This window comes from Streptomyces sp. CO7, assembly GCF_053474865.1.
In genome coordinates, this window is the sequence record NZ_JBRIOU010000004.1 from 374,535 (window position 1) to 376,060 (window position 1,526).

At 70.5% G+C, this 1,526-nt stretch carries 1 protein-coding gene, 1 tRNA gene and 1 pseudogene; 1 reads left to right on the plus strand and 2 read right to left on the minus strand.

The window, feature by feature from the left end; all coding sequences use genetic code 11:
* Together ACOV8S_RS14405 and ACOV8S_RS14410 are read right to left on the minus strand one after the other, a co-directional pair.
* Positions 1 to 512, minus strand: a pseudogene (locus ACOV8S_RS14405) (ArgS-related anticodon-binding protein NrtL); the annotation flags it as partial.
* Between the two features lie 102 nt (positions 513 to 614).
* On the minus strand, positions 615 to 1,079 hold the full coding sequence (locus tag ACOV8S_RS14410; RefSeq protein WP_448318864.1) for a response regulator: 465 nt from the start codon (positions 1,077 to 1,079) through the stop codon (positions 615 to 617).
* A 134-nt stretch (positions 1,080 to 1,213) separates the two neighbouring features.
* Here ACOV8S_RS14410 and ACOV8S_RS14415 point away from each other — a divergent pair.
* A tRNA-Arg gene (locus ACOV8S_RS14415) sits at positions 1,214 to 1,285 on the plus strand.
* Positions 1,286 to 1,526: the final 241 nt, after the last annotated feature.

The following is a 1,526-nucleotide window of genomic DNA, read 5'->3' on the forward strand; positions in this document are numbered from 1 at the left end:
GGCACGGGCCGAATGTCGGCGACCCGCGCGTCGTCCACGACCACCATCTCCGCCTCACCGCCCTGCCCCTCGACCAGCCGGCCGACGACCTCGGCGATCACCCGGGCGCGCACCTCGTCCACGACCCGCAGGGTGACCGTCCGCCCGGCGAACGCTCCCCCCCGGCCGTACGCGAGGCCGCCCTCCTCACTCCCCGAACGCACTCTCCGCACCAGGGCAGCATCGACGTCACCCTCAAGACTGATGTTGAGAAACCCCGGCCCGGTGACGACGACGTCCCGCACCCCACCCACCCGCATCAACCGGGCGCGCAGCACCTGGGCGACCTCCGCGGCAGGCCGTCCGGCCGGCCCGGCGAGACGCATCGCGACGTTGGTGGCGTATTCCCCACAGCCCCCGGGGCCGGGCGGGGCGACCTTCACGGTCTCCGGCACGGCCACCGCCAGCTCGCCCTCGTCCACGGCGGAACGCACCGCGCGCAGCACGGTGTGCGAGAGCTCGACGGGGGTCACGGGACCCAGATTAGGGGAGCCGGGGCCGGGTAGGTCGACCCGTTTCGGCGGGGTCCCGCCATCCGGACAGCGTGCGTCCCTTTTGACGGCTGCGCCACGGTTTCAGACGCTCACCGACGCCGCTTCCTCCGGCCCACGCCGGAGCTCCAGCAACCGCCGCACCACACCGACGAGTTCAGCCGGCTCGAACGGCTTGGCCACGAACGCGTCCACCCCGACGTCCAGTCCGGCCTCGACCTCCGGCCGGCTGCAGGCGCTGATGATGGCGAGAGGCAGATCACGCGTCCCCGGGTCCGACCGCAACCGCGCCGCCGTCCCGAGCCCGTCGAGCCGGGGCATGACCACGTCCAGCGTCACCACGTCGGGCTGCACCCGATGGATCACTTCCAGACATTCGGCACCATCGGCCGCGGTCACCACCTCGAACCCTTCCAGCTCGAGATTGACCCTGATCAGCTGCCGGATCACTTCACTGTCGTCGACGACAAGGATCCGGCCGGAAGCGCCCGCCACAACTAGAGAGTAGGCACGGCGCGCACCCCCCGTCCGGCTTTTCCGCACTTCCACCCGTAACGGACAGGACACGGCACCCCCACGCTCCGGCGCACCACCCCCACCACCCGGGAATCCTGTTCACGACCACCCCGGGTGAGCTGGTAGTGTTCTACCCGTCACCGCGACCAACGCGCCGCGGCGAACGCGCCCCCGTAGCTCAGGGGATAGAGCAACGGCCTCCGGAGCCGTGTGCGCAGGTTCGAATCCTGCCGGGGGCACTCCAGCTCGGACAGCGTGAACAACCCGCTGACCAGCGAGAGTGCCAAACACAGAGACCCGGACTCAGTCCCACTGAGTCCGGGTCTCTGTCGTTGTGTGTCACTGATCGCGAGTGAGTGGCGAGTGACTTTGCCTGTCACTCGCCACCCCAAGCCGCCGGCTCGATGATGCCCTCAGCGAACTGGCGACTGGAGGCGGAGGTGCCGCCGGGGAGGGACAGGGCCCCTCCCGGCCCCCATG